2 protein-coding genes are annotated in these 8,395 nt (G+C 43.1%); both read left to right on the forward strand.

Annotated elements, in window-relative coordinates:
* Window positions 1–679 precede the first annotated feature (679 nt).
* Window positions 680–4,282: a DNA-directed RNA polymerase subunit beta gene (locus tag HMPREF2805_RS09945; protein ID WP_075232379.1), complete on the forward strand. Its 3,603-nt coding sequence runs from the start codon at window positions 680–682 to the stop codon at window positions 4,280–4,282.
* A 32-nt stretch (window positions 4,283–4,314) separates the two neighbouring features.
* The gene (rpoC, locus tag HMPREF2805_RS09950) at window positions 4,315–7,977 is read left to right on the forward strand and encodes a DNA-directed RNA polymerase subunit beta' (RefSeq protein ID WP_075232380.1); all 3,663 of its coding nucleotides are present in this window, start codon (window positions 4,315–4,317) and stop codon (window positions 7,975–7,977) included.
* Window positions 7,978–8,395 lie beyond the last annotated feature (418 nt).

The raw sequence follows: 8,395 nt of genomic DNA on the forward strand, positions 1-8,395 counted from the left end.
AAAAAGATAGCCTATTTTGAGAGTATAAAAAATGCTTCCGATAGGATTTATGTTTCCCATTGGCTCACTTAACATTGCTGAACAGGTTATTTAGGTTTATTTTAACAAGAAATCATGTTGGAAAAACGAATGAATTTCTATCCAAATATGACTGAGAAACCCTTTTTAAGGTCGGATAGATTTCCTAAAGTCTCTAGAAGTTCTTGGTTGCCAAGCTCCTACCATTGAATGGCAGAGGTCAAAAATGATTCGATCATTCATTCAGATATTTTTTGTTGAAGGTCACACAGTTTTACGAGGAGGTTGATTTGAAAATGAATTAGCGAAAATGAAAGCATCCTTTTCTGAAAACAAGCCCTATCAATATTTCAGGCAAAAAAATCGTTCAAAACCCTTGAAAAATCAAAGAAAATTAGGTATAATATGAATAATCATTTGTCGTAGGTTTTGTCTGAAATATTGTCCGGACAAGGCTCACAGCAGTTAAATCTCCTGAAAAAGTCGGATTTAGCTGCTCTTTTTGTGCTTTTTTTCAGTTTTTTCGACCTTTGTAACAAAGATTTAAAGATTCTGAAAATTAGTCGAGGGGGATAAGTTGATAGGGTTTTTAGAACCATCTAACGATAATTACTAGCTTAGATCACTAAGCTTGGAACTTTATTTAAAAAGGAGAATCATCTTGGCAGGACATGACGTTCAATACGGGAAACATCGTACCCGTCGTAGTTTTTCAAGAATCAAAGAAGTTCTTGACTTACCAAATTTGATTGAAATTCAAACTGATTCATTCAAAGATTTCCTAGACCATGGTCTGAAGGAAGTGTTTGAAGATGTATTGCCAATTTCAAACTTCACAGACACAATGGAGTTGGAATTTGTTGGCTACGAAATCAAAGAACCTAAATATACGCTTGAAGAGGCTCGTATCCACGATGCTAGCTACTCAGCACCTATCTTTGTAACCTTCCGCTTGATTAACAAAGAAACTGGCGAAATCAAGACACAGGAAGTATTCTTTGGTGATTTCCCAATCATGACTGAGATGGGTACTTTCATCATCAACGGTGGTGAACGAATCATCGTATCACAGTTGGTGCGTTCTCCAGGTGTTTACTTTAATGACAAGGTAGACAAAAATGGTAAAGTGGGTTACGGTTCAACTGTTATTCCTAACCGTGGAGCTTGGTTGGAACTTGAAAGCGACTCAAAAGACATCGCCTACACTCGTATCGACCGTACTCGTAAGATTCCATTTACGACCTTGGTTCGTGCGCTTGGTTTCTCAGGCGATGATGAAATCTTTGATATCTTTGGTGACAGCGATCTTGTTCGTAACACTGTTGAAAAAGATATTCACAAGAACCCAATGGACTCTCGTACAGACGAAGCTTTGAAGGAAATCTACGAACGCCTTCGTCCAGGTGAGCCTAAGACTGCTGAAAGCTCACGTAGCTTGCTTGTAGCTCGTTTCTTCGACCCACGTCGTTATGACTTGGCTGCAGTTGGTCGCTACAAAATCAATAAAAAACTCAATGTTAAAACACGTTTGCTTAACCAAACAATTGCTGAACCATTGGTAGACCCTGAAACTGGTGAAATCTTGGTAGAAGCTGGAACAATCATGACTCGTAGCGTGATTGAGAGCATTGAAAGCCATTTGGATGGCGATTTGAACAAGATTGTCTACATTCCAAATGATGCTGCTGTAGTAACAGAGCCAGTTGTTCTTCAAAAATTCAAGGTTGTTGCACCAACTGATCCAGACCGTGTTGTAACTATCATCGGTAATGCAAATCCAGATGACAAGGTTCGTATCGTAACGCCTGCAGATATCTTGGCTGAGATGAGCTACTTCCTCAACTTAGCAGAAGGTATTGGTCGTGTGGATGATATCGACCACCTTGGAAATCGTCGTATTCGTGCTGTTGGTGAATTGCTTGCCAATCAAGTGCGTCTTGGACTTTCACGTATGGAACGTAACGTTCGTGAACGTATGTCTGTTCAAGATAACGAAGTACTAACACCACAACAAATTATCAATATCCGTCCAGTAACTGCAGCAATCAAAGAATTTTTTGGTTCTTCTCAATTGTCACAGTTCATGGACCAACACAACCCGCTTTCTGAGTTGTCACACAAACGTCGTTTGTCTGCCTTAGGACCTGGTGGTTTGACACGTGACCGCGCTGGATATGAAGTGCGTGACGTGCACTACACTCATTATGGTCGTATGTGTCCAATCGAGACACCTGAGGGACCAAACATCGGTTTGATCAACAACTTGTCTTCATACGGGCACCTCAACAAGTATGGTTTCATTCAAACACCATATCGCAAGGTTGATCGTGAAACTGGAAAAGTAACTAACGAAATCGTTTGGTTGACAGCCGATGAAGAAGATGAGTACACAGTAGCACAGGCTAACTCTAAATTGAACGCAGATGGCACTTTTGCTGAAAAAGTTGTCATGGGACGTCACCAAGGGGTTAACCAAGAATACCCAGCTTCAAGTGTTGATTACATGGACGTTTCTCCAAAACAGGTAGTTGCCGTTGCGACAGCATGTATTCCTTTCTTGGAAAACGATGACTCCAACCGTGCCCTCATGGGTGCCAACATGCAACGTCAGGCTGTACCATTGATTGATCCAAAAGCACCTTACGTTGGTACTGGTATGGAATATCAAGCAGCCCATGACTCTGGAGCGGCTGTAATTGCTCAGTATGATGGTAAAGTTACTTATGCCGATGCTGACAAGGTAGAAGTTCGTCGTGAAGATGGTTCATTGGATGTTTACCATATCCAAAAATTCCGTCGTTCAAACTCAGGTACTGCCTACAACCAACGTACGCTTGTTAAAGTTGGTGACGTTGTAGAAAAAGGCGACTTTATCGCAGATGGACCTTCTATGGAAAATGGAGAAATGGCGCTTGGACAAAACCCAATCGTTGCCTACATGACATGGGAAGGTTACAACTTCGAGGACGCCGTTATCATGAGCGAACGCTTGGTTAAAGATGATGTCTATACATCTGTCCACCTTGAGGAATACGAATCAGAAACTCGCGATACAAAGCTTGGGCCTGAAGAAATCACTCGTGAAATTCCAAACGTTGGTGAAGATGCCCTTAAAGACCTTGACGAAATGGGTATTATCCGTATCGGTGCTGAGGTTAAAGAAGGGGATATCCTTGTAGGTAAAGTAACACCTAAGGGTGAAAAAGATCTTTCAGCTGAAGAGCGTCTCTTGCACGCTATCTTCGGAGACAAATCTCGTGAAGTTCGTGACACTTCCCTTCGTGTACCACACGGTGCCGATGGAGTTGTTCGTGATGTTAAGATCTTTACACGTGCAAATGGTGATGAATTGCAATCAGGTGTTAACATGCTGGTTCGAGTTTACATCGCTCAAAAACGTAAGATCAAGGTCGGAGATAAGATGGCCGGACGTCACGGAAACAAAGGGGTTGTCTCTCGTATCGTTCCTGTAGAAGACATGCCTTACCTTCCAGACGGAACTCCAGTCGACATCATGTTGAACCCACTTGGGGTGCCATCACGTATGAATATCGGTCAGGTTATGGAGCTCCACCTTGGTATGGCAGCTCGTACCCTTGGTATTCACATCGCAACACCAGTCTTTGACGGAGCAAGTTCTGAAGATCTTTGGTCAACTGTTAAAGAAGCTGGTATGGATAGCGATGCTAAGACTATCCTTTACGATGGACGTACTGGTGAGCCATTTGACAACCGTGTATCAGTTGGGGTCATGTACATGATCAAACTCCACCACATGGTTGATGATAAATTGCACGCTCGTTCTGTCGGACCTTACTCGACCGTTACCCAACAACCACTCGGAGGTAAAGCTCAGTTTGGTGGACAACGTTTCGGTGAGATGGAGGTTTGGGCGCTTGAAGCCTATGGTGCTTCAAATGTCCTTCAAGAAATCTTGACTTACAAGTCTGATGATATCAACGGACGTTTGAAAGCTTATGAAGCTATTACAAAAGGAAAACCAATTCCAAAACCAGGTGTTCCAGAATCCTTCCGAGTTCTTGTTAAAGAATTGCAATCACTTGGTCTTGACATGCGTGTCCTTGACGAAGATGATCAAGAAGTGGAACTTCGTGATCTTGATGAGGGCATGGACGAAGATGTCATCCACGTAGATGACCTTGAAAAAGCACGTAAAAAAGCTGCTGAAGAAGCAAAAGCTGCTTTTGAAGCTGAGGAAGGTGCAAAAGCGGAAGCAACAGAAGAAGCTACTGAACAAGAATAAGTAGCTCACTTAGAATAGAAAGGGAAGAAATAGTGGTTGACGTAAATCGTTTTAAAAGTATGCAAATCACACTAGCTTCTCCAAGTAAAGTCCGTTCATGGTCTTATGGAGAAGTCAAAAAACCTGAAACAATCAATTACCGTACGTTGAAACCAGAACGTGAAGGACTATTTGACGAAGTCATCTTTGGTCCTACAAAAGACTGGGAATGTGCTTGTGGTAAGTACAAACGCATTCGTTACAGAGGGATTGTTTGTGACCGCTGTGGGGTTGAAGTGACTCGTACAAAAGTTCGTCGTGAACGTATGGGGCACATCGAGTTGAAAGCTCCTGTATCTCACATCTGGTACTTCAAGGGGATTCCAAGCCGTATGGGCTTGACCCTTGATATGAGTCCTCGTGCACTTGAGGAAGTTATCTACTTTGCAGCTTATGTGGTGATCGATCCGAAGGATACACCACTTGAGCACAAATCAATCATGACAGAGCGTGAATACCGTGAGCGCTTGCGTGAATATGGCTACGGATCATTCGTTGCTAAAATGGGTGCCGAAGCTATCCAAGACCTCTTGAAACAAGTAGATCTTGAAAAAGAAATTGCTGAACTCAAAGAAGAATTGAAGACAGCAACTGGACAAAAACGTATCAAAGCTATCCGTCGTTTGGATGTTTTGGATGCCTTTTACAAGTCTGGAAACAAACCTGAATGGATGATTCTTAACATCCTTCCGGTTATTCCACCAGATCTTCGTCCAATGTTGCAGTTGGATGGTGGCCGTTTTGCCTCATCTGACTTGAACGACCTTTACCGTCGTGTTATCAACCGTAACAATCGTTTGGCTCGTTTGCTTGAGTTGAACGCACCAGGTATCATCGTTCAAAATGAGAAGCGTATGCTTCAAGAAGCGGTTGACGCTTTGATTGACAATGGTCGTCGTGGTCGTCCAATTACAGGACCAGGTAGCCGTCCACTTAAATCATTGAGCCACATGCTCAAAGGTAAACAAGGACGCTTCCGTCAAAACTTGCTCGGTAAACGTGTTGACTTCTCAGGACGTTCCGTTATCGCCGTTGGTCCAACTCTTAAGATGTACCAATGTGGTGTGCCACGTGAAATGGCTATCGAGCTCTTTAAACCATTTGTGATGCGTGAAATCGTAGCGCGTGATATCGTGCAAAACGTTAAAGCCGCTAAACGCTTGGTGGAACGTGGAGATGAGCGTATCTGGGATATCCTTGAAGAAGTGATTAAAGAACACCCAGTACTTCTTAACCGCGCACCGACCCTTCACCGTTTAGGTATCCAAGCCTTCGAGCCAGTCTTGATTGATGGTAAAGCCCTTCGCTTGCACCCACTTGTCTGTGAAGCCTACAATGCCGACTTTGACGGGGACCAAATGGCCATCCACGTACCACTTTCAGAAGAAGCTCAAGCAGAAGCGCGTATCTTGATGCTTGCTGCTGAGCATATCTTGAACCCTAAAGATGGTAAACCAGTTGTTACTCCATCTCAGGACATGGTTTTGGGTAACTACTACCTAACTATGGAAGAAGCTGGTCGTGAGGGTGAAGGAATGGTCTTCAAAGACCGTGACGAAGCTGTAATGGCTTACCGTAATGGTTATGTTCACCTTCACTCACGTGTTGGTATCGCAACAGACAGCCTCAACAAGCCTTGGACAGAAGAGCAAAAACATAAAGTCTTGCTTACAACGGTTGGTAAGATCCTCTTCAACGATATCATGCCAGAAGGTCTACCTTACTTGCAAGAGCCAAACAATGCTAACTTGACAGAGGGTGTTCCAGATAAATACTTCTTGCCACTTGGTGGAGATATCAAGGAAGCTATCAGCAATCTTGAACTTAACCCTCCATTCAAGAAGAAAAACCTTGGAAATATCATCGCTGAAATCTTCAAACGTTTCCGTACGACAGAAACTTCTGCCCTACTTGACCGTATGAAGAACCTCGGTTACCACCACTCAACTCTTGCAGGATTGACAGTGGGTATTGCCGATATCCCAGTCGTTGAAGACAAGTCTGAAATCATTGAAGAATCACACAAACGTGTAGAACAAATCACCAAACAATTCCGTCGTGGTATGATCACAGACGACGAGCGTTACAATGCCGTTACAGCTGAATGGCGTGCTGCCCGTGAAAAATTGGAGAAACGCTTGATTGCCAACCAAGATCCGAAGAACCCTATCGTTATGATGATGGACTCTGGAGCTCGTGGTAACATCTCAAACTTCTCACAGCTTGCCGGTATGCGTGGTCTGATGGCTGCTCCGAACGGACGTATCATGGAATTGCCAATCCTTTCAAACTTCCGTGAAGGTTTGTCAGTACTCGAAATGTTCTTCTCAACTCACGGTGCGCGTAAAGGTATGACCGATACGGCCCTTAAGACAGCCGACTCAGGTTACTTGACTCGTCGTTTGGTTGACGTTGCCCAAGACGTTATCATCCGTGAGGACGACTGTGGAACAGATCGTGGTCTCTTGATCCGCTCTATTGCAGAAGGAAAAGAGATGATTGAGTCTCTTGAAGAGCGCCTCAATGGTCGTTATACTAAGAAAACTGTTAAACATCCAGAAACTGGTGCAGTTATCATTGGTCCAAATGAATTGATCACAGAAGACAAGGCGCGTGAAATTGTCAATGCTGGTGTGGAAGAAGTGACTATCCGCTCTGTATTTACATGTAACACTCGTCACGGTGTCTGCCGTCACTGTTATGGTATCAACTTGGCGACTGGTGATGCGGTTGAAGTTGGTGAAGCAGTTGGTACAATCGCTGCCCAATCTATCGGGGAACCTGGTACACAGCTTACAATGCGTACCTTCCACACGGGTGGGGTTGCCTCAAATACCGATATCACTCAGGGTCTTCCTCGTGTCCAAGAAATCTTTGAAGCCCGCAATCCTAAAGGGGAAGCGGTTATCACAGAGGTTAAAGGACAAGTTACAGCTATCGAAGAAGATGCATCAACTCGTACTAAGAAAGTCTTTGTTAAGGGTGAAACTGGCGAAGGTGAATATGTCGTTCCGTTTACAGCTCGTATGCGTGTTGAAGTCGGCGATCAAGTTTCTCGTGGTGCAGCATTGACAGAAGGTTCTATCCAACCAAAACGTCTCCTTGCTGTACGTGATGTCTTGTCAGTTGAAACCTACCTTCTCGGTGAAGTACAAAAAGTTTACCGTAGCCAAGGGGTAGAAATCGGTGACAAACACATTGAGGTAATGGTTCGTCAAATGATCCGTAAAGTCCGTGTCATGGATCCAGGAGATACAGACCTTCTCATGGGTACCCTCATGGATATCAATGACTTTACAGATGCCAACAAAGATGTCCTTATCGCAGGTGGAGTTCCAGCGACAGGTCGCCCTGTCCTTATGGGAATTACAAAAGCCTCACTTGAAACCAACAGTTTCTTGTCAGCGGCTTCCTTCCAGGAAACAACTCGTGTCCTTACTGACGCGGCTATCCGTGGTAAGAAAGACCATCTCCTTGGACTTAAAGAAAATGTTATCATCGGTAAGATCATCCCAGCTGGTACAGGTATGGCACGTTACCGTAACCTTGAACCACAAGCTATCAATGAAGAGTCTTACCTAGCATCTTCTCAAGAAGAAGCTTCAGTAGATACGACTGTAGAAGAAGTCGTTGAAACTGTTGAAGTAAGCGAATAAGTAGGTGTTGCTTAAGGTCTGAAATGAAAAGATTAATCATTCACGATAGATTCTTAAGAAGGATCCACTAGATAAAAAAGCGAACAAGGCAGAATTCTGATTGTCAGAAAACTAGCTTTGCTCGCTTTTTTTATTTAAGGTTAGGCTTGTGTTTTATAGTGGATTGAATCTAGAATAGTACACTACAACTGCTAAAAATATTTCTAGAAATTAGTTTGACTTTCCTAATCTCTCTGTTCATATCTTATTTCAATCCACTATACAAAACGGTACACTGTGAATTCTAAAAAATGCTAGAAATTGACTTAACTACTCTGGTAAATTTGTTCAGATTCTATTTCATTTCACTATAACTTGCTCTAGATTTAAAACTATGCTACAATCATCTAATACTCTTCGAAAATCAAATTCAAACCAC

Origin of the sequence: Streptococcus sp. HMSC034E03, from assembly GCF_001811505.1 — a bacterium.
Classification (GTDB): domain Bacteria; phylum Bacillota; class Bacilli; order Lactobacillales; family Streptococcaceae; genus Streptococcus.